Raw genomic sequence first — 19,034 nt, 5'->3', positions numbered from 1 at the left:
ATTTCAATTAAAGATGCAAAGTGACAGTCAGCAAGCCTGTTCAACAGTGTTACCATGTTATTCAGTCTGAAAAGCAGTAAATGAAATTTTTCGGAGAAAGACAGGGATCTGTATACAAAAAAACAAAAAACTGAACCGGACGGCAAGTACATTGCTGTTCGGTTCAGTTTTTTTGCGATGCATCCGGCTATGGAAATAACCTATCCCTCCATAGCCATTATCTATCAGTCAACAGACAGCATGAACATGCGTAAGCCTCAAATAACAGAGTTTACGCGTGCAGCACCGAAGAGGAAGAGGCATGATGCGCGGAGTCACGCAGCAGCGGCCGGGTCTGCACATGCACCACCTGATACGGCTGATCGGGATAACGAATCCGGGTGAGCAGCATCTCTGCGGCCTTGATTCCCATTTCACTGCTGTAAATATGTACGGTCGTCAGATGCGGTTCGACGATTCTCGATTCGGTAGCGTTATCAAAACCGGTCACGCCAATCTCTTCGGGAATGGACAGTCCTTTGGATTTGAGCGCTTTCATTAGACGGACGGCGATAAAATCATTGGCACATACAAAGGCATCCGGCAGTTCATCCAGCTGCTCCAGCCGCTTTTCCATCCAGTCTGTCTCGAACAGGAAAAAGCGGTCCTCGTCGAGGATCGAGAGAGAAGGGGATGCTGGTATACCATTTTCCAGCAGCGCACGGTTATAACCCATCCACCGCTCGCCAAAGCTTTTGCAATGTCTGTAATCGCCGACAAAGCCGATCCGATGGTACCCGTTATCCAGCAGATTCCGGGTCAGGTGGTAGATACTGTGCTCATTTTCCATCAGCAGAATATCTGCCTGGAAGCTGGAAAAGTCGATATCGAATGCGCAATCGACAAAGATCACCGGGATCTTCAAGCTGGTCAGCAGCTCGCTGTATTCCCGGTCAAACAGCTCAATACATACAATGCCATCCACCGCAGCCGCGTCAAAGTTATTTGGCAGCCGCCTGGCAGCACGTTCATCTTCCCGCACGATATGGATGGACAGATTATAGCCTTCCGCACTGATCCGCTTCTCCAGTCCGCTGATGACCGGCGAACCAAAGTGCGAGCTATCCGGCATATTGGTCGTCAGCAGGGCGATATTGCCGGTCTTGCGCGGAATCAGACCCTCGCTCTCCATATAGGCAAACTGTTTGTATTTGAGTTCAATGGCTTTGCGGATGACTTTACTGCGAGTCTCATCCGGGATGCCTTCATTTCCGTTCAGCGCTTTGGAAGCGGTATTGCGCGAGATACCGAGAGCATCGGCAATATGCTGAATCGTTACTTTTTCCTTGGTCATGGATGAAATCCACCTTTATGCTGTCGGATTTGCAGTCCTGTCGGACAGGACAGGTGCAGGGCAGCCTGATAATGCTGCATATACCTAAAATATAAAGGAGATGAGACGTAAAAGCAATCGCAAGTGTGCAAATGTAATATTATATTTGTGCAAAACAAACATTGTTCTAAATAAATGCACTATTTTTGTTTACAAAATATATTGACATATGAACAACCAGTCGTTTAAATTGTAAAGGAACAGGCTTACAAATGAAAATGTAAGCACTTACTTTTTACGCGGTCAACCAGCTGACCGGTACAACCGGCAAGCAAAAGCAGGGAAATAGCGAAATGGAGGGACGATTATGGAAGGTTCAGCCAAAGCCGGCAGACGCAGTGCCCATTCTGCAAATATGCAGAAGCAGCGGATCAGCCGTATACGCGGGGGGCAGATCAAGAAAAACAGCTTTTTGTATATTCTGCTGGCCCCGGCGCTGATCTTGACGCTGCTGTTCAAGTATGTGCCGATGTATGGGGCGATTATCGCCTTTAAGGATTTTAGTCCGATCCGGGGCATCATGAACAGTGACTGGGTGGGGTTCAAGCATTTCGAGAAATTTCTGACTTCACCCAATTTTGAAGTGATTTTTATGAATACGCTCAAATTGAGCGCGTTCGGTCTGATATGCGAATTTCCGATCCCGATTCTGCTGGCACTTATGCTGAATCAGGTCCGCCGCAAAGGAATCAAGAAAAATATCCAGCTATTCTTGTATGCGCCCAATTTTGTATCGGTCATTGTTATCGCCGGGATGCTGTTTATTTTCTTGTCACCTACCGGGCCGATCAATCAGATTGTCAGCTGGATCAGCGGTCAGCCGCTGATGTTTATGACCGATCCGGAATATTTTCGCTGGGTGTATATTTTGTCGGATATCTGGGCAACCGCTGGCTGGGCCTCGATTATCTATGTAGCGGCCCTCGCCAATGTGGACCCGGAGCTGCATAATGCAGCCAGTCTGGATGGAGCGAGCCTGCTGCGGCGAATCTGGCATATCGATCTGCCGACGATCAAGCCGATTATGGCGATTGTATTCATCCTGGCGGCGGGAGGTATTATGTCGATCGGTTTTGAAAAGGCTTACCTGCTGCAGACCTCGATGAATTTGCCTTCGTCGGAGATCATTGCCACCTATGTATACAAAATGGGTCTGCAGTCCGGGGATTATGCGTATTCGGCTGCTGTCGGACTGTTCAACTCACTTATTAATGTCATTTTGCTGCTTGGTGTGAATTTTATCGTCAAGAAACTCAATGACAATCAGGGATTGTACTAAACAGCGCGTGGTGCAAAGCAAGCAGCGCATGATGTGAAGAAAGGACTGAACTGCATGGTTGCCAAAAATTCTCCGTTTGACCGTTTCCTGCTGGTGCTGAACGGGCTGTTTCTCGGTCTGGGTGTACTGATCGTTGTCATTCCGTTTGGCTATATTATCGTGGCTTCATTTATGGACCCGACCGTGCTGCTGAACCGCGGGCTTTCTTTCCAGCCGGCGGACTGGAGCCTGGAAGGCTACCGCAAAATAATGGGCAATGAAGCGATGATTCGCGGCTTTTTCAACTCCGTACTGTATGCGACAGGCTTCTCGATTATTACGGTACTCGTATCGATCTGTGCCGGATATGCATTGGCAGAAGATTCGCTTGTCGGACGAAAATGGTTTATGACCCTGTTTATTGTGACCCTGTTTTTCAGCGGCGGTCTGATTCCGACATACCTGCTGGTAAGACAGCTGGATATGCTGAATACGCCGTGGGCGCTCATTATTCCGGGTGCAATCAATGTATGGAATATTATTCTGGCCCGTACGTTTTTCAAAGGTATCTCCAGGGAACTGAAGGAAGCTGCCAATGTGGACGGAGCGACCGAATGGACCATTTTCACCCGGATTGTCGTTCCATTATCCAAGCCGATCATGTTTGTGCTGGCGCTGTATGCCTTTGTCGGACAGTGGAATTCTTACTTTGATGCGATGATCTATCTGGATGATCCCAAGCTGTTTCCGCTGCAGCTCGTACTGCGCTCTATCCTGATCCAGAATCAGGCGGCCCCGGGCATGATTGGCGACCAGCAGGCGATGGCCGAGCTGAAGCGTCTATCCGAGATGATCAAATATTCTTCCATTGTCATCTCCAGTCTGCCGCTGATCGTGATGTACCCGTTCTTCCAGAAATATTTTGAAAAAGGCGTCATGGTCGGTTCACTCAAATAAATTCAGGCTCACTCTGCTGTTCCGTATTTCGGTCCATATCCCATTTTAATAACAGCGGTTCTCCAATCCGGCAGAAGCTCGCTCGCTGATCAAGCCGGAATATATGATTCGGGAGGGAATATAATGCGTAAAATCATCGGTCATTCAAAGGTACGTAAGGCTGCTATCGCATCGGCCCTGTCCGTCACTCTGCTGGCAGTGACAGGCTGCGGAGACGGCGGCAATGAACCGCAAAAAACAGCAGACGGCAAGCCCATTCTGCATATTATGACATCCAGTTCACCACTGGCCCCGGCAGATCCCAATGACAAGCTGATCCTGCAAAGGCTGGAACAGAAAACCGGCGTTCATGTGGAATGGAAAAGTTATACCACAGATGTATTCGCGGAGAAGCGCAATCTGGCGGTCGCGAGTGGCGATCTGCCCGATGCGATCTTCGCGGCGGAATACAGCGATTATGATCTGCTCAAGCTGGCCAAAGATGGAGCGATCGTGCCGCTCGAAGACATGATCGATCAGTATATGCCCAATTTCAAAAAAGTGCTGACCGAACGGCCGGAATACAAGGCGATGATCACTGCGCCGGACGGACATATTTATTCCTTTCCATGGATCGAAGAGCTGGGCACGGACAAGGAACGCATTCAATCCGTCGATGACATGCCCTGGATCAATGTAAAATGGCTCAAAAAGCTGGGCCTGTCCATGCCGACAACGACCGATGAACTCAAGCAGGTACTGACGGCGTTCAAGACGCAGGACCCGAACGGCAACGGCAAGGCTGACGAGATACCGCTGTCCTTTATCGACAAGCCGGGCGGAGAGAATCTGACCTTTCTGTTCGCTTCCTTTGGCCTCGGGGACAATCCCGATCATACGGTCGTGACCAATGACGGCAAAGTACTGTTCACCGGCAATCAGGAGGGCTACCGGGAAGCGGTCAAGTATGTGCATGATCTGTACAGCAGCGGACTGATTGATATTGAATCGTTCCAGCAGGACTGGAACACCTATCTTGCCAAAGGCAAGGATCAGCGCTACGGGCTGTATTTTACCTGGGACAAAGCGAATATTACCGGTATGAACGAGGATTATGAGCTGATGCCGCCGCTGGCCGGACCGGACGGAGAGGTCAATGTCACCCGCAACAATGCACTCGGCTTTATGCGGGGCAGCATGGTTGTCATGAGCAGCAACCAGCAGCTGGAACAGACCGCCAAATGGGTCGACCAGATGTATGACCCGCTGCAGTCTGTTCAGAATAACTGGGGAACCTACGGTGATACGAACCAGCAGAATATTTTCAAATATGATGAATCTAAAAAGATGCTGAAGCATCTGCCCCTGGAAGGTTCGGCGCCGGTAGAGGTACGCCAGAAGACGAGCGTAGGCGGTCCGCTGGCAGTGTTGAGTGATTACTTTGGCAAATATACAACGATGCCGGATGATGCCAAGTGGCGGATGGATCTGATGAAAAAGGTACTCGTACCGCATATGAAGGCAGAGCACACGTATCCGAATGTATTTTTCAGTATCGAGGAACTGGATCGTCTGTCGACGATTGAAGCGGATCTGTTCCCGTATATGCTGCGCAAGCGGACCGAATGGTACCAGAATGGACAGGCAGATCAGGAATGGACAGCTTATCTGCAGGAGCTGGATCGGCTCGGTCTGCAGGAATGGCTGAAGATCAGGCAGGACGGTTACGACCGCAGCAAGCAGCAGATGGCTGAACAGACGACAGGAGGCTAATCCAATGTCATTACAATTAAAACCCGATTACCGGGGAGCCTATCATTTCTCCCCATCACGCTGCTGGATGAACGATCCGAACGGAATGGTATATCTGGATGGCGAGTATCATTTATTTTTCCAGCATCATCCGTTTGGCGAGACCTGGGGACCGATGCACTGGGGACATGCGATTACCCGCGATCTGGTGCACTGGGAGGAGCTTCCGATTGCGCTGGAACCGGATGAGCATGGTACGATTTTCTCGGGCAGCGCGGTCGTGGACTGGCACAATACGACCGGATTTTTCCCGGAAGAGCCGGGGTTGGTCGCCATTTTCACCCATCATGACGAACAGCCGGATCATCCGGTACGGCAGAGTCAGAGTCTGGCTTACAGTCATGATCGCGGCAGAACCTGGCACAAGTATACAGGCAATCCGGTACTGAATGGAGAGGGGCAACCTGATTTCCGCGATCCCAAGGTATTCTGGCATGCAGCGTGCAGCCGGTGGGTAATGGTGCTCGCCTGCGGCCAGACGATTGCCCTGTATCATTCCTCTGATCTGAAAAACTGGACGGAAGGCAGTATATTTGGAGCAGACATCGGCTGTCATGATGGAGTATGGGAATGTCCGGATCTGTTCGAACTGCCTGTACAGGGTGCACCAGGACTCAGCCGCTGGGTGATGCTGGTCAGCATCGGTGATGCCGGCAAAGGGCGAGAAGGATCGCGTACCCAGTATTTTACCGGGCATTTTGACGGAAATGTCTTCCTGCCGGACGAAGCTTCGCGGCAGGTGCGCTGGCTGGATCATGGACGTGATAATTATGCCGGAGTGAGCTGGTCGGATATTCCGCAGCAGGATGGACGCAGACTGTACCTCGGCTGGATGAGCAACTGGCGTTACGCCAATGTGACGCCGACCGGCAGCTGGAGAGGAGCGATGACGATCGCCCGCGAGCTGCTGCTGGAGATGACGAATACAGGAACGCAGCTGCGGCAGCTTCCGGTCGCTGAACTGCAATCCGCGCGCCGGCCGGTACTGATCCTGGAACAGGCACCGCTGGAGCAGGTGCAGCAGGCGATGCAGGCACTGCGGCTGGACAGTTATGAACTGCTGCTTCAGGCAGGTCGGGATGTATCGCTTGAGCTGCAGGTACGTATCGGTGCATCATGCTGTACACGCATCGGTATGGATGCGAGAACGGATGAGCTGTATATAGACCGGACCGCTTCCGGGCAAAGTGCCTTTCATGAGCATTTTGCGGATCGGCATCACGCGACGCTTTACCCGATTCAGGGCAAGCGGGAGCTGCGGATTTTGGTGGATCGTGCATCGGTCGAGGTATTTGCCGATCAGGGGCGTACGGTAATGACAGATCTTATTTTCCCGGAACCGGATGCCGACCGGCTGATGCTGACTGCAGCGGATGGAGATACCGGGCTGTACACTATAGAAGTATATGATTTGTCCGGCAGGGAAGAGTAAATGTATCTCAAATCCGTTCATCAGGAGGAATGAAGATGCCATCCCGATTATTCAGGTTCACGGCTGCTACCCTTGTACTGCTGTTGGCAGGAGACATGTATGCTCCTGCCAACAGTATGGAGGCCGCCGGGCAAGCTGTCAGTAGACCACCCGTAGAGGAGAACAACATGAAGGAAAAGGACACCGATGACAACAGCGCAGACACAACAACCGGCACACCGATCGTCTGGAACAGCAATCTGACCGGCGAGCGTACCCATGGCACCGCGGTCTGGGCAATGGACCAACGCGGCATCCACGGGACTGCCGATGGGACAGCATCCGGCATACGGACCTATACGCTCCCCGGCGAACAGGGGGATGCCGTGATCATGACCGATCTGATGCCGGCAGAGGAACAGACAGAGGCTGGTTTATTTTTCCATGGTACGGCTGACGGTCAGCAGGGATATATCGCGCTGCTGATCCGTCAGGATGACCGGGTCCGGGTCAGGCTGCAGCAGGTCGATGGTACGGTACTGGCGACTTCGGCAGCCGATTATTACAGTGAAGATGGAGTGAGGCACCGGCTGGAGATTCATACGAAGGGCAGCCATATTCGCCTGTTCCTGGATGGCTATGCAGAGCCGGCGCTGGAGAGCGATGGAGTCGGCAGATATGGTAATGCAGCAGGAATCGCAATCCTGCAGGGAGCGGCTTCCTTTCAGGATACGTATGTGATAGCTGCCGGAGAATTCTATGGCGAGCCGCATCGTCCGGACTATCATTATTCTGCCCTGCGCGGCTGGGCCAGTGATCCGAACGGGCTGATCTATTACAAAGGTGAATATCATCTGTTCCACCAGGACGGCGGGCGCTGGGCCCATGCGGTCAGCGACGATCTGCTGCACTGGAAGAACCTGCCTTTTGCCCTGGAATGGAATGAACTCGGACATATCTGGTCCGGCTCTGCGATTGCCGATGAAGATAATGTGTCCGGTTTCTTTGATGACTCGGCGGAGGGAGGCGGACTGATTGCCTATTATACCTCCTACACACCGGATCGTCCGAACGGCAACCAGAAGATCGGGATTGCCTACAGTATGGATCGGGGCCGTACCTGGCATTACCCCGAGGATCGTCCTGTCGTCATTCCGAATCCGGGTCAGACGCCGGATGATCCCGGCAGCTGGGACTTCCGTGATCCCAAGATTGTCCGCGATGAAGCGCGGAATCGCTGGGTAATGGTCGTATCCGGCGGAGATCATGTACGATTGTTCACCTCGACCAATCTGCTTGACTGGAAGCTGACGGACAATTTTGGCTATGGCGATTATATTCGCGGCGGAGTATGGGAATGTCCCGATCTGTTTCAGCTGCCGGTAGAGGGCACCGATGAGAGCAAATGGGTGCTGATGATCAGCACGGGTGCGCACCCGGATACCGGCGGTTCGGATGCCGAGTATTTTATCGGACAGCTGAGTGACGAGGGGCGATTCATGAACGACAATCCGCCGGGGCAGGTGCTCAAGACCGATTGGGGCAAGGAATTTTATGCTTCCATGTCATTTGCGGGACTGCCCGATAAGCGCCGGATCGTGATGGCCTGGATGACCAACTGGGATTACGCCTTTGATCTTCCGACCGTTGATTGGAAAGGAATACTAAGCACTCCAAGAGAGCTTTCCCTGATCGATACGGCAGCAGGTACCCGTCTCGCACAGACACCGGCCAGGGAACTGGATACACTGCGCACCGGTTTGCGCAGCATCCGTTCAGCCGTAGTGAACGAATCTTCAGCCAATGTACTGGCAGGTCTTGTTTCCGGCAGTTATGAGATTGAAGCCGAGGTGGAGCTGCCCGCGCATCAGCCTGCGACCGAATTTGGCTTCCGGCTGCGGACGAACGAGAGCGGCAGCCAATTCACCGAGGTCGGTTACCACGTAGCTTCCGGACAGCTATTTCTGGATCGTACCGCTTCCGGGATAACTGATTTCTCCGACAAATTCAGTACCCGGCATGCGACCGATCTGCAGCCGAACCATCGTCGGGTCAAGCTGCGGATTCTGGTGGATGAGTCTACAGTCGAGATCTTCGCAGCTGACGGCCAGAAAGTGTTCTCCAATGTGATCTTCCCGGATGCCGGGAGTAAGGGCATGTCTTTTTATGTACATGGCGGCCAGGTGAAACTGTTGTCGATGGATGTATACCAGCTGTCTAGTGTATGGAAATAGCCCGCTGTCAGTCGACAGCTGCTTTGCACCGATGTCCATCTGGAGTCGTCGGCACTCAGGAATAACTGCAGGGCTTTGGCTCATAAAAGCTGCTGCGATACAGGGAGGGACTGACGCCGAAATGGCGGGTGAACTTGCAGGTGAAATAGGTCTGCGAATTAAAGCCGACTTCATAGGCGATCTCACCGATATAACGGGTCGTAAAGCAGAGCAGATGCTTGGCCTGCTCCAGTCTTAGCCGCAGTACAGTATCCATAATCGTCTCGCCGGTCTGCTCCTTGTACAAATGGGACAGATGCGATGGCGAGAGGCATACATGCTGGGCTAGATGTTCGATGCGGATATCGCTTGTATAGTGGATGTACAGATACTGCAGTACTTCATCGATACGCGGATCGGCAGGATACAGACCGAGACGGGCACCGACAGCGAGCAGCAGCAGCAGTTCACTTAGCAAATGGTAGGAAAGCTTACGATAATACGTTTTATGCGGCTGGGTACCGTATTCCTGCATACGCTCCAAAATATACTCGATCTGCCGGCACAGTGCTGCATCTTCCAGCCGAAGAGGGCGATCCGGCTGCCCGGTCTGCAGCTTGTGAAGCAAAAGCGTCCACTGGGAATGCGCAGTGAATTGGCAGCAAACACCTGTCAGCGGAAGCAAATGTAAATATAATGAGATTTTTCCGGGAGGCAGCAGGTAAATCTGTGCTGTCGTACCTTGAATAGCGCCAGCGCTCATGGAAGCATACAGCAGCATCCATTTGTGAGGATGTAGATTAGAATGGACTGGGAAGCTGAGATCAATATCGTGTTCAATCATAAATTCAGCATTCATCAAAGGCCTCCTTTTCATCAGACAAATACGACTGGCGATCCAACAGGATAATAATGTAAGCGCTTTATTAATAGGATAATCAAATGCTCTCCTGCCGACAAGGCAGGAAAGACGCAGTCACATATAAAAAAAGCGCAATCCCCTTTGTCAGAGGATTGTGCTTTTTCCGTGTTCTGCGTATGAATGGTCAATAAAATCGATGCCTGAATCCGTTACCAGGCTGCTTTGACATTAATTCCGGCTGAGGCAACCATTTCGGAAGGCTTGGGCGGAATGACCAGATAAATCTCTTCGGCAGTTTCCTGAATCGTCTTCAGTTGTACATTCTCCGGAAGTGTAATTCCCATCATATCATACAGTGCTTTTTTGGGATCGCTTTTCAGCAATTCCATGAAATTCGGATCTTCCCATGCTTTTTGAATGACCTGCGAGTGTAAAAGGGCTTGGCTGGACATGACCATCAATCCTTTCGCAAAATGGTTATATTTTCCTATTAGTCTAGCACGGTATAATGGAAAAATCTATAACAAATTAGGGTTGTTGGCATAGTAAAAAAGACTTCCCTGCTGAAGCAGCAGATTGCGGCTTGCTTCTATCGTATCGGCGAGCTGGTCGAGCTGCTGCACCAGATCATCGCAAAATTGCAGCAGGTCGATACTGTCTTCCGGATCATCCGGCCGGGCAGCTCGCTGGGCGTGGGCGAGATTGGCATAGTGCCGTAATATATTCCTGTCGTAGATGTAATGTCGTATGGATGGTTCATCAAGTATGTAAAAAGATCCAGGTGCTATAGGGGCGGCAGGATTGGCTTCATGGTGGATCAGGGACAGCAGACAGTTGTAGTTGTGCAGCCGCAGGTCTTCCGGCCAATCAGCGGCATCATCATTCATCTGCAGCAGCAGCAGTGCCAGATCCAACTGCTGCAGGATCCCGGGCAGCCGCGCGGGGAGATCGGCTTCCAGCAGCATGACGACAGCCGACAGTCGGAGAGGGCTGGCTCTACCTGTGATCAGCGGGATGTTATCGAGGAAATGGCCGGTATGCTGCTCATGATAGACCGATCGTGCCCAATCATACGTGTACTGACGGCGGGACAGCCAATATTCCGGTCGGTGTCCGGCGATGCGAGAGAGGATGCCGGTATATTCCGCCTGCAGCAGCTCACTTAGCGGAAGCAGTCTACGCAGGTCCTGCATCAGTGCTGCTCCATGATCTTCGGCAGCTGTAGATGATGCATCCATCAGATCATCCTGGATAAAATAATGCAGCATGCCCATAATATTGGCTGTAGCGACCTGCCGGGCCGTCTGCGACAAATGCTTCTGCAGATCAGGATGCAGATGGGGACGGCTCATCCGTTCCAGCCAGAAAGGCAGCAGGTAGCAGATATAGTTATGGATGCCGCTTTGCAGCCGGATATCGAATCCGGTCAGATACTCCATCCCCTCCTTGTTCAGTGGAGCCGGAAATTGACGAATTCGCTGTGCCGCTTCCTCGAATGCTGCATGTATATGCCGGTCAAAATCATTCAGCCAGTGCATATGCTCACGCTCCCTCAGGATTTTACCTCCATTATAACTATCCATTTATTGGATGACTAATAAAAATAATGGATTTGTCCGGTGAGTACGGTATATCCAGCCCGAGCAGCTGTTCTGGCTGGTTTTTTGACTGATTATACCCGATGATAAACAAGATTTATCTGCACGTTATTAATATTTTTTTGCCAAATGTGATATAAAAATTCAAACAGGCGCGTCTTTCTTATAGCTGCAGCGGAAAGGAGCATGCAATACATGAACAACCCGGAACCGGAACAGTTCAAACAGATATTTTATGAGCATTACCCGACCGTTAAACGAAAATTAACTGCGCTTTTGCGTGATCAGGCGACCGCAGATGATCTGGCCCAGGAGGTGTTTCTCCGGCTGTATCGCAATCCCCCGGATAATCCGGAAGCAATCGGTGCCTGGCTGCACCGTGTACTGACACGAATCGCTTATGACTATATGGATAAAAAAGCGCGCGAGCGCCGATTGCAGGACAAGCAGGAGCAGTACTACGATCTGGAAGGTCATTCCCCGCCAACGGGGGAGGAGATTATGATCCAGCAGCTGGAGCAGGATGAAGTGCACAAGCTGCTGGATCAGCTGCCTCAGCGCGACCGGCAGGCACTGTTGATGCGATACTCGGGATACAGTTACGCAGAGATCGCCGAGCAGCTTCATCTCAGGCCGCCGCTGGTAGGAACGCTTCTGCACCGGGCAACCAACAAATTAAAGAAAAAGATGCTGAAGTCGACCTGAACCGCCTAAAAGCCACAGGGCAAAACAGGCCATACAATCATGCAGCATTAGCCGGAGAATGGAACAGTTTCAAGCAAAAGGAGGATATTACACGTGACCCGACATCCGCTGGATCCCACCGACCAAAGGGAACACCCACAGGCAATGAATACAGCATTAGACCCGAATAGAGAAGACAGTCTTCAGTCGACAGATAGCGCCTGGCAGAAAATGCAATCCCTGCTGGAACAGGAAACACCACATCCCAACTGGGGAAAATGGTCTGACCCTGCATTTCAATCCAAGACAAATCAAGCGTCCCATTCAATATCCAATCTGAAAGGAATGAATACAACCATGAATTCAAATCCATCCAATCATCATCAAGAGCCAAACCGTCAGGAAATCCCTGCTGCAAAGTCTGCCAAAAACCGCAAGAAAATGAACCCTGCACGCCGCAGATGGGTAACCGGTATCGCTGCCTGCGCCATTGCCGGTGTCGTGATCACCACACCATTTGGCAATAATGCACTGGCTTCTCTGCTGAACCAGTTCCGTATGCAGGAAGTGACTGCCGTTAATGACAAGGACCTCGATCAGATGTTCAGTCATTACAAGGAGAGTGGCGTCACCGAAGGAGATATGAATCGTTTTGGATCATTTACTGATTCGGCCGGCAAGATTGAAGGAACGTATTCGGCGAAGAAAGCGACAGACATGCTGGGATACAGCTATATCGCCGCAGCTGTAGAAGACAAAGATTCCAAAGTAACTATTGATTCTTCCAAAACCCAGACGCTGCGCATGAATGTACATGAAGTCAATAAAGCGATTGAGCAGCTGGGTGGAGATACATTGCTGCCGGAATCAATGGATCAGAAGCCGATTACCCTGACGATGCCGGAGACAGTCATGTATCCGCTTGGTAAGGATGATAACGGCGGTATGCTGTATCAGTCCGGCCTGCCTGAAATCAAATTCGATTCTTCCATCAATACGGAGGAAGCTTTCAAGGCAATCGTCAACCTGCCGTTCCTGCCGAACAATGTGAAGGGTATGCTGCAAAAAGAGAAAGTGCTCACAGGCGAGCTTCCTTTACCGGTAGTCTCCAACTATCCGACTGAGCGCGTTACCATTGACGGAGTACCGGTCATTATTGAAGCCCGGACCTATACGATCCAGGATGGGACAGAGCTGACAGAACAGCCGGAATACACGGCTTACTGGACCAAGGACAATCAGCTGTTTACCATGGAAGGCCAGATGTTTGATACCCGTGAGAAAATGATCGATCAGGTGGAAGAGCTGATTCAGTCATGACAACTGCGGCAATCGATATTCAGAACCTAACCAAGGAATACAGTAATGGTAAAGGTTGCCGGAATGTAACGATCACAATTGGAGAAGGGGAAGCCTTTGGCTTCCTCGGCCCCAATGGTGCCGGCAAAAGTACACTTGTCAAAATGCTGGTTGGATTGATTATGCCAACCGATGGTCAGGCCCGACTGTTTGGTGATCCGATCGGTTCGGTAGCGGCAAGAAAGCATATCGGTTATTTGCCGGAGCTGTACCGTTACCAGGAATGGCTGACAGGCAAAGAAGTCATAGAACTCCATGGCCGGTTATGCGGCATGACGAAGGAAGAAGCCCATGCACGAATTCCGATGCTGCTGGACCGTGTAGGTCTCGGAAGTCGTGGCAAGGACAGAGTCAAACATTATTCCAAAGGCATGCAGCAGCGTCTTGGTCTTGCCTGTGCGCTGGTCAACGATCCGCCTATACTATTTCTGGATGAGCCTTCCTCGGCACTCGATCCGGTAGGACGGATGGACGTACGCCGTCTATTGCAGGAGCTCAAGCAGGAAGGCAAGACGATATTTCTCAATTCCCATCTGCTGGAAGAAGTAGAGACGATCTGTGACCGAATCGCGTTGCTCAACAATGGTGTTATTTTGCGGCACGGACAGGTTCATGAAGTGCTTTATGCGCAGACACGCTGGCGCTTCAAGATTGGCGGCTTTACGCCCGAGATTCTTCCATGGCTGGTGGAGACGAGCGGTATCCCGCTTCAGCTGTCTATCCCTGACGCTGCCCATACAGACACTGAATCCTATAGTGCAGAGCCTTCACTGGATACGGTCTGGCTGGAAGCGATTATCGACAATGAAGAGCAGGTGGGCTTCATCACTACACTGATTGTGAATCAGGGCATGACCCTGTATCAGGTACAGCCTGTCCGGGAACGTCTGGAAGAGTGGTTTATGGAGGCTGTATCCGGGCTCAGTCACAGGGGGGAACACGAATGACAGCTGTAATCGGAATGACATGGAAAGAACTGCTGCGCAAAAAAGTATTGCTGATGACGGTATTGATGACCGTTTTATTTTTGATCGTATTCTGGTTTATCGCCCGCACGATCGGGGCTTCGGAGATGATGAACAGTTCGCCTTCGGCCCAGCTGGTCGAACAGTTTGCCCAGGGAGCCGCTCTGCTGACACTCGGATTTTTCTTTGGCAGCTTTATTCTGGCGTTTCTGGTCATTTTCAGTTCGTTCTCGGCTATTTCAGGTGAGGCGGAGACCGGGATTATGCAATCGATGCTGACCCGTCCGATTCCCCGCTGGAAATGGTATCTGGGCAGATGGCTGGGTTATGCGCTGTTTGGTATCCTTTATGCATTAATCCTGTATATTTCGATTGTGGTCATTGCGGATATCCACGCGAATGTACCAAAAGATATTTGGGTACATATCCAGTCGTATCTGTTGTTTGCCTTGACCGTGCCGGTACTGGTCACGCTCAGTCTGCTTGGATCGACCAGCTTCTCGGCCATCGGCAACGGTGTATTTATGACTATGCTGTACGGTGCAGGCTGGCTGGGCGGTATGGTGGAAAAGGTTACGTCCTCCATGCAGATGGACCCTGAAGTGCTGAAGACACTGTACAATATTACCGGATTGATCTCGCTCATTATGCCGGTCGATGCGATCCAGCGCAAAATGCTTGCGTTGCTGCTGGGGCTGCAGGATCTGGCAGGCATGCTGGACATGAGCGGATCGATAACTGCGGGCTTCGGACTGGGACAGATTCCTTCCGCTTCATTTGTTGTCTATGCTGTGATCTACACGCTGATCCTGCTGGCCTGGGGAACACGCCGCTTTTACAAAAAAGACTTTTAATCCAAAAAACGCTGCAATGTTACAGATGTCTATCTGTAGTGCAGTGTTTTTTGCTGTCCGGGGCAATGCCTGCGGACAGGCGGCAAAAGCGGCAGGAATATGATAAACTAGCGTTGATTGTGATTGTACTGCAAGGAGTGATCTTTATGATTCATGAATTTATACTGGATGTCGACTGGAAAGGCGGACGCAACAGCGAAGGTACCATTTCCACCGGCAATCTGAATACCGTTATCTCGATCCCGCAGCCGATGGGCGGTCCCGGCACAGGCACCAATCCCGATGAAATGCTGCTCGGTGCGGCAGCGACCTGTTATATCATCACACTGGCAGCCATGCTGGAACGCTCGAATATTGCCGTAGACCGGCTGACGATGCGTTCCGAGGGGCATGTGGATGTAACGAATAATATTTTCACCTACCAGCAGATTATTCACCGGCCGCAGATTGTACTGGCTGCAAGTGCTGGAGAACGCGAACGGGAAAAGGCACTAATGCTGGCCCACAAAGCCGAGCAGTCCTGCATGATCTCACGTGCAGTCGCCGGTAATGTGCAGCTGTCCACCGAACCGGATATCCAGGTTACCGAAGCACACTGATCCGCTTGTTTTCATCAGCATTCATCCCATTGTTCACTATTACAGAAAGAAGGTATTTGACCATGACCACCAAATTACCCGTGTCCCCTATCGTAGCTGCGCTTGGACTGAAGCCCCATGAAGAAGGCGGCTGGTACAAGGAAATGTGGAAAGCTTCCTTTGAGATTCCACAGTCCATTTTGCCTGCGCAGTATTCGGGTCCGCGCTTCTCGGCGACATCGATTTACTTTTTGCTGCATGCCGATGAGATCTCGGACTGGCATGTTGTTCATTCGGACGAACTGTGGCTGATCCATTCCGGCAGCCCGCTGGAACTGACACTCGGCGGCAGCGGTGACAAGCCGGAAGAAGGCGAGAAATTCATCCTCGGTCTGGATCTCGAAGCCGGACAGCTGCCGCAGGTGCTGATTCCTGCTGGTGTATGGCAGATGGCCCGTCCGCTGGGCGATGAGCCTGTATTCGTATCGTGTGTAGTCGCTCCTGGCTTCCATTATGATGATTTCAAGCTGATCGAACGTTAAAAGTTCCTGCCGGACGGCTGCAGAGTGAGGTGAGATGATGAACTGGTACACGCTCGGACAGATGCTGTCCGCTATTCGGCTCGGTCAGAAAGCTCGTACGATGGACAGTATGCGTACCGTAATCCGGACGACGGACGGGCTGCTATGGGCCGAAGGACGCCAGATCGGACAGCGTGTGAGCCTGCAGGATTATCTGTTCACCGACCTGTGGACGATCTATGAAGACGAGGATACAGCAATATGGCTGCCGCTGCGAGATTCCCATGAACAGCGTGAACGTGAGATGCTGGAGAACCAGTATATGGAGTGGCGCGCCCAGCGCAGATTTCCATAAAGTTATATCATCATCCGGCAAATGAACGGGTTGTCCGGTGACCGATGACGGTTGTTCAGTTCTGTCTGATAGTCGAATATGACCCGATGTAGACAAGAGACCCTGATGCGCCATGAGGCAGAATCAGGGTCTTTCTTGAATGGATTTATTTCAGCAGCTTTAGTACAATAAATATTAGGTAACTTTTCCATAAATTAATAGGATTGTTTATACATTTATTATGGATTTTTTTAGGGAAATCCGATGTGGTTCTATAGAGTTCATGGTATGATACAGAGAATACAATCGAACTTTGTCGATAAATTAAATGCAGCAACAACGAACAGATGACAAGTGAAGCCAGAAGAGGTATTATTGCTAAGGCTGATCCGGCCGACAGATCAAATAGCACGGAAAAACGAGGTAACTATTGCAGCTTATTCTTTGAAAAAGCGCTGATATAGATGGGGGTAAATTTGCTAATATGAAACAACGCAAGAGCCTGTTGCCCAAACCGTTCCCGGTAACTGTATATATACTGGCTGTGATGGCTATCGTGCTGATTATCGTAAATACAACGTATTACGTATCCACACGCCGGGCCCTTATCTCTGTCCAAGAGCAAAATATGCGAGTTATTGCAGATCAGGTCCGTTCCTCGATCAAGCTGTCTCAAAGTGGTGAGACTTTTGTAGAGAATCTGACCGGAGAAAATCTAAGAATGGCTGCACAGGCGGTCAAATCGTCGCTGGGACCAACACTCAGCGAGATTACGAATAAACAATTGTCCGATATGAAGACCCGGGTAGGAGTCGATCATATTACACTACTCCGGGCAGACAGCGACTATCTTGTACCGGTTAAATCATCCGATCCGGCAGAGCTGAACAGCAATGAATCATGGCGTCCGGAATGGCTCAAAGCGATCCAGCAGCTGCTGCGCGGACAGCGACCGGATGTAGGGGTTGGTCAGGCACTGCCTAATTTCTGGGGAGCACCCATGATCGGGGCCGATGATATCAACGTACCCGGCAGCGAGAAGTGGGGCTTCTATTATGATGGCACTACCGATTATATTATCGGTGTGTATACGAATGATGAAGCGGTACGCGCCTATCGGGAAGATACGGGGGTGGAAGCGGTCATCCGCGAGATTCTGAATGGGGAGACCAACCGCCAGACGCTGGGGATATCAATCTTTAACCCGCCGATTTTTCTGGATCAGGCTAACCAGTACAATTCACGCGGCGTGATCTGGTATGATGAGAACCAGACACTGAACAATGATTATTCCTACAAAAATGAGACTGACCGCGATAATATCCGGCAGGCGAGCCGAACAGGCCGCATGATTTCACTGACCGAGGAATACAAGGAAATGCCGATACTCAAGACATTTATACCGGTACAGCTTAATTATCCGGCGGTCATCCTGATCGTATCGGATCTGACAGGTGTGCAGCAGACGCTCAATGATCAGCTCGTTCGTCTGACCCTGACCATTTTTGCCTGCTCGCTGGTCATTATTGGCCTGGTCCTCGGCATGATCGCCCTCTGGAATCGTCGCACCGAAGCGGTGGCGCAGAGTGTGCAGAATGTCTACCTGGAGAATATCGATGCCCTGTTCAACTCGATCAAGGAACAGCGGCATGATTTCAACAACCATGTCAATACGATTCAACTGCTCGTCAAGATGAAAAAATATGATGATTTGTCGGAATATACCGCTGAACTGGTCGGTGAATCGATTGCGATGAACCAGATTATCAACATTAACCTGCCGGCGCTATCGGCGCTGATTCAGGCCAAGACAACACAGGCCTATGATCGCAAAATCAAATTCGAATACGAGATTGCCAATCTCAAATCCGTGCAGTTCGGAACCGTAAAATCCACCGAGCTGGTCAAAATCGTCAGCAATCTGGTTGATAATGCATTTGATGCGGTAATGGAGACGGATCGTCCAGAGAAAATTGTCCGGGTAACCGGCCAGATTCGCGGCGAACAGCTGACCTTTACGGTTGGCAACAATGGCAACCCGATTCCCGAGAAGCTGAAGCAGCAGATTTTCGAAGCCGGGTTCAGCACCAAGCCGCTGAACCGCAAAAACTCCGGACTGGGCCTCGCCATTGTCACGAAGATTCTGAAGAAGCATCGTGGGATCATCCTCGTGGAGAGCGACGAGCACTGGACCGAATTCTCGGTTCGTCTGCCGCTGTAAGGATGCCGGATCCTGCTGTACGACATGCCAAAAAAACAAAAACCGTCCCTTCCTGT

At 51.1% G+C, this 19,034-nt stretch carries 17 protein-coding genes; 13 read left to right on the top strand and 4 right to left on the bottom strand.

Features of this window, described 5'->3' with window-relative positions:
* Positions 1–271 precede the first annotated feature (271 nt).
* Positions 272–1,333, bottom strand: a complete 1,062-nt coding sequence (locus M1D61_RS17460; protein WP_458119885.1) for a LacI family DNA-binding transcriptional regulator — start codon at positions 1,331–1,333, stop codon at positions 272–274.
* A 346-nt stretch (positions 1,334–1,679) separates the two neighbouring features.
* Here M1D61_RS17460 and M1D61_RS17455 point away from each other — a divergent pair, with 346 nt between their 5' ends.
* The 5 genes from M1D61_RS17455 to M1D61_RS17435 all read left to right on the top strand — a co-directional run bounded on the left by M1D61_RS17455 (position 1,680) and on the right by M1D61_RS17435 (position 9,023).
* Positions 1,680–2,651, top strand: a complete 972-nt coding sequence (locus M1D61_RS17455; RefSeq protein WP_458119884.1) for an ABC transporter permease — start codon at positions 1,680–1,682, stop codon at positions 2,649–2,651.
* Positions 2,652–2,705: 54 nt separating this feature from the next.
* On the top strand, positions 2,706–3,587 hold the full coding sequence (locus tag M1D61_RS17450; protein WP_458122547.1) for a carbohydrate ABC transporter permease: 882 nt from the start codon (positions 2,706–2,708) through the stop codon (positions 3,585–3,587).
* Between the two features lie 123 nt (positions 3,588–3,710).
* Complete coding sequence (locus M1D61_RS17445; protein ID WP_458119883.1) at positions 3,711–5,339, top strand: ABC transporter substrate-binding protein; 1,629 nt, start codon at positions 3,711–3,713, stop codon at positions 5,337–5,339.
* Positions 5,340–5,343: 4 nt separating this feature from the next.
* Positions 5,344–6,810, top strand: coding sequence for a glycoside hydrolase family 32 protein (locus M1D61_RS17440; protein ID WP_458119882.1), 1,467 nt, complete (start codon positions 5,344–5,346; stop codon positions 6,808–6,810).
* A 35-nt stretch (positions 6,811–6,845) separates the two neighbouring features.
* On the top strand, positions 6,846–9,023 hold the full coding sequence (locus M1D61_RS17435; RefSeq protein ID WP_458119881.1) for a GH32 C-terminal domain-containing protein: 2,178 nt from the start codon (positions 6,846–6,848) through the stop codon (positions 9,021–9,023).
* Between the two features lie 55 nt (positions 9,024–9,078).
* On the opposite strand, the gene M1D61_RS17430 is transcribed toward M1D61_RS17435, so the two are convergent.
* The 3 genes from M1D61_RS17430 to M1D61_RS17420 form a co-directional block, all read right to left on the bottom strand.
* Positions 9,079–9,861: a helix-turn-helix domain-containing protein gene (locus tag M1D61_RS17430; protein ID WP_458119880.1), complete on the bottom strand. Its 783-nt coding sequence runs from the start codon at positions 9,859–9,861 to the stop codon at positions 9,079–9,081.
* A gap of 212 nt (positions 9,862–10,073) precedes the next feature.
* Positions 10,074–10,316: an NHLP leader peptide family RiPP precursor gene (locus M1D61_RS17425; RefSeq protein ID WP_458119879.1), complete on the bottom strand. Its 243-nt coding sequence runs from the start codon at positions 10,314–10,316 to the stop codon at positions 10,074–10,076.
* Between the two features lie 66 nt (positions 10,317–10,382).
* The gene (locus tag M1D61_RS17420) at positions 10,383–11,402 is read right to left on the bottom strand and encodes a hypothetical protein (RefSeq protein WP_458119878.1); all 1,020 of its coding nucleotides are present in this window, start codon (positions 11,400–11,402) and stop codon (positions 10,383–10,385) included.
* A 255-nt stretch (positions 11,403–11,657) separates the two neighbouring features.
* On the opposite strand from M1D61_RS17420, the gene M1D61_RS17415 reads away from it, so the two are divergent.
* The 8 genes from M1D61_RS17415 to M1D61_RS17380 all read left to right on the top strand — a co-directional run bounded on the left by M1D61_RS17415 (position 11,658) and on the right by M1D61_RS17380 (position 18,978).
* Positions 11,658–12,167, top strand: a complete 510-nt coding sequence (locus M1D61_RS17415; RefSeq protein ID WP_458119877.1) for a sigma-70 family RNA polymerase sigma factor — start codon at positions 11,658–11,660, stop codon at positions 12,165–12,167.
* A gap of 336 nt (positions 12,168–12,503) precedes the next feature.
* Positions 12,504–13,466, top strand: coding sequence for a hypothetical protein (locus M1D61_RS17410; RefSeq protein ID WP_458119876.1), 963 nt, complete (start codon positions 12,504–12,506; stop codon positions 13,464–13,466).
* Positions 13,463–14,452: an ABC transporter ATP-binding protein gene (locus M1D61_RS17405; RefSeq protein WP_458119875.1), complete on the top strand. Its 990-nt coding sequence runs from the start codon at positions 13,463–13,465 to the stop codon at positions 14,450–14,452. Before M1D61_RS17410 ends, M1D61_RS17405 begins: the two co-directional genes overlap by 4 nt.
* Positions 14,449–15,324 (top strand): ABC transporter permease, encoded by an 876-nt coding sequence (locus tag M1D61_RS17400; protein ID WP_458119874.1) that lies wholly within the window; start codon positions 14,449–14,451, stop codon positions 15,322–15,324. Before M1D61_RS17405 ends, M1D61_RS17400 begins: the two co-directional genes overlap by 4 nt.
* Before the next feature lie 146 nt (positions 15,325–15,470).
* Positions 15,471–15,923, top strand: a complete 453-nt coding sequence (locus tag M1D61_RS17395) for an OsmC family protein (protein ID WP_458119873.1) — start codon at positions 15,471–15,473, stop codon at positions 15,921–15,923.
* A gap of 62 nt (positions 15,924–15,985) precedes the next feature.
* Complete coding sequence (locus tag M1D61_RS17390; protein WP_458119872.1) at positions 15,986–16,444, top strand: cupin domain-containing protein; 459 nt, start codon at positions 15,986–15,988, stop codon at positions 16,442–16,444.
* A 34-nt stretch (positions 16,445–16,478) separates the two neighbouring features.
* Positions 16,479–16,778 (top strand): hypothetical protein, encoded by a 300-nt coding sequence (locus M1D61_RS17385; RefSeq protein ID WP_458119871.1) that lies wholly within the window; start codon positions 16,479–16,481, stop codon positions 16,776–16,778.
* Between the two features lie 463 nt (positions 16,779–17,241).
* On the top strand, positions 17,242–18,978 hold the full coding sequence (locus M1D61_RS17380) for a sensor histidine kinase (protein ID WP_458119870.1): 1,737 nt from the start codon (positions 17,242–17,244) through the stop codon (positions 18,976–18,978).
* Positions 18,979–19,034: the final 56 nt, after the last annotated feature.

It is taken from the genome of Paenibacillus sp. Z6-24, from assembly GCF_054161335.1.
Note: the sequence above shows the minus strand (reverse complement) of the source record. Positions and strands in the feature narration are given on the sequence as shown.

What these genes read in the sequence shown, in the direction of transcription:
- M1D61_RS17460 (WP_458119885.1), bottom strand. Translation starts at nt 1,333, where the DNA reads ATGACCAAGGAAAAAGTAACGATTCAGCATATTGCCGATGCTCTCGGT.
- M1D61_RS17455 (WP_458119884.1), top strand. Translation starts at nt 1,680, where the DNA reads ATGGAAGGTTCAGCCAAAGCCGGCAGACGCAGTGCCCATTCTGCAAAT.
- M1D61_RS17450 (WP_458122547.1), top strand. Translation starts at nt 2,706, where the DNA reads ATGGTTGCCAAAAATTCTCCGTTTGACCGTTTCCTGCTGGTGCTGAAC.
- M1D61_RS17445 (WP_458119883.1), top strand. Translation starts at nt 3,711, where the DNA reads ATGCGTAAAATCATCGGTCATTCAAAGGTACGTAAGGCTGCTATCGCA.
- M1D61_RS17440 (WP_458119882.1), top strand. Translation starts at nt 5,344, where the DNA reads ATGTCATTACAATTAAAACCCGATTACCGGGGAGCCTATCATTTCTCC.
- M1D61_RS17435 (WP_458119881.1), top strand. Translation starts at nt 6,846, where the DNA reads ATGCCATCCCGATTATTCAGGTTCACGGCTGCTACCCTTGTACTGCTG.
- M1D61_RS17430 (WP_458119880.1), bottom strand. Translation starts at nt 9,861, where the DNA reads ATGAATGCTGAATTTATGATTGAACACGATATTGATCTCAGCTTCCCA.
- M1D61_RS17425 (WP_458119879.1), bottom strand. Translation starts at nt 10,316, where the DNA reads ATGTCCAGCCAAGCCCTTTTACACTCGCAGGTCATTCAAAAAGCATGG.
- M1D61_RS17420 (WP_458119878.1), bottom strand. Translation starts at nt 11,402, where the DNA reads ATGCACTGGCTGAATGATTTTGACCGGCATATACATGCAGCATTCGAG.
- M1D61_RS17415 (WP_458119877.1), top strand. Translation starts at nt 11,658, where the DNA reads ATGAACAACCCGGAACCGGAACAGTTCAAACAGATATTTTATGAGCAT.
- M1D61_RS17410 (WP_458119876.1), top strand. Translation starts at nt 12,504, where the DNA reads ATGAATTCAAATCCATCCAATCATCATCAAGAGCCAAACCGTCAGGAA.
- M1D61_RS17405 (WP_458119875.1), top strand. Translation starts at nt 13,463, where the DNA reads ATGACAACTGCGGCAATCGATATTCAGAACCTAACCAAGGAATACAGT.
- M1D61_RS17400 (WP_458119874.1), top strand. Translation starts at nt 14,449, where the DNA reads ATGACAGCTGTAATCGGAATGACATGGAAAGAACTGCTGCGCAAAAAA.
- M1D61_RS17395 (WP_458119873.1), top strand. Translation starts at nt 15,471, where the DNA reads ATGATTCATGAATTTATACTGGATGTCGACTGGAAAGGCGGACGCAAC.
- M1D61_RS17390 (WP_458119872.1), top strand. Translation starts at nt 15,986, where the DNA reads ATGACCACCAAATTACCCGTGTCCCCTATCGTAGCTGCGCTTGGACTG.
- M1D61_RS17385 (WP_458119871.1), top strand. Translation starts at nt 16,479, where the DNA reads ATGATGAACTGGTACACGCTCGGACAGATGCTGTCCGCTATTCGGCTC.
- M1D61_RS17380 (WP_458119870.1), top strand. Translation starts at nt 17,242, where the DNA reads ATGAAACAACGCAAGAGCCTGTTGCCCAAACCGTTCCCGGTAACTGTA.